The organism is Prauserella endophytica (genome assembly GCF_005146945.1).
Taxonomy (GTDB): Bacteria; Actinomycetota; Actinomycetes; order Mycobacteriales; family Pseudonocardiaceae; genus Prauserella_A; species Prauserella_A endophytica.
The window spans coordinates 1-1,214 of the sequence record NZ_SWMS01000077.1; the positions used below are offsets into that span (position 1 = coordinate 1).

At 68.1% G+C, this 1,214-nt stretch carries 1 protein-coding gene; it reads left to right on the forward strand.

The features are described 5' to 3' along the window. The coding region (locus FCN18_RS38920; RefSeq protein ID WP_206078108.1) for an IS701 family transposase at positions 1-1,105 on the forward strand (1,105 nt) is incomplete at its 5' end. Between the last annotated feature and the right edge of the window lie 109 nt (positions 1,106-1,214).

Genomic DNA, 1,214 nt, shown 5'->3' on the forward strand with positions numbered 1-1,214 from the left:
GGATCGGGTTCATGATCGGATCGCGGGACGGTTCAGGCGGTCGGAGCCGCGGGGCCGGGCTCGGGAGTATGTGTCCGGGCTGGTCGCGGGGTTGGAGCGGAAGAACGGCTGGACACTGGCGGAGCAGTCCGGTGAGGTGTCTCCGGATGGGATGCAGCGGTTGTTGCGCTGGGCGGACTGGGACATCGACGGGGTGCGTGACGACGTGCGGGACTACGTGGTCGAGCATCTCGGCGAGCCGGGCGGCGTGCTGATCGTGGACGACACCGGGTTCCTGAAGAAAGGTGTGCGCTCGGCCGGGGTGCAGCGGCAGTATTCCGGGACGGCGGGGCGGATCGAGAACTGTCAGATCGGGACCTTTCTCGCCTATGCCGGTGATCATGGGCATGCGCTGATCGATCGGGCGCTGTATCTGCCGGAGCCGTGGATCGCCGACCGGGACCGGTGCCAACGGGCGGGGATTCCGGATGAGGTCGAGTTCGCCACGAAGCCGCGGCAGGCGATGGGCATGCTGGCGCGGGCGTTCGAGGCGGGTGTGCCGTTCGCGTGGGTCACCGCCGATGAGGCCTACGGGCAGGTCAAGTACCTGCGAGCCTGGCTGGAGGAACACGACGCCGCGTACGTGCTGGCCACCAAGGTCAACGACACCCTGATCACCGCCGAGGGCACCGAACAGCGGGCCGATGAGCTGATCGCGGACCTGCCCGCCCGGGCGTGGCGGCGGTTGTCGGTCGGTGCCGGCGCGCACGGGCCGCGCGAGTACGACTGGGCACGGGTGCCGGTCCGGATTGGCTGGCAGGCCGGGCGCGGGCACTGGCTGCTCGCCCGGCGTTCGATCTCTGATCCGACCGAGATCGCCTACTACATCTGCTACGGGCCCCGCCGGTCCACCCTGCTGAACCTGGCCTGGATCGCCGGGGCGCGCTGGCGGATCGAAGAGTGTTTCCAGCAGGCCAAGAACGAAGCCGGACTGGATCACTACCAGGTCCGGTCCTGGCGGGCGTGGTACGCCCACATCACCCTGTCGATGCTCGCCCACGCCTGGCTCGCCGTCGCCAAATCCCTTGCCATAAAAGGGGAATCGGTATCGCCGAACCAGACATGATCAGCTTTACACTACCGGAGATCCGGCGCCTGCTCACCAAGCTGGTCCTGCGTGTCGCCGACGCCGCCGAACACATCTGGTCCTGGTCACGCTTCCGCCGCCGACGACA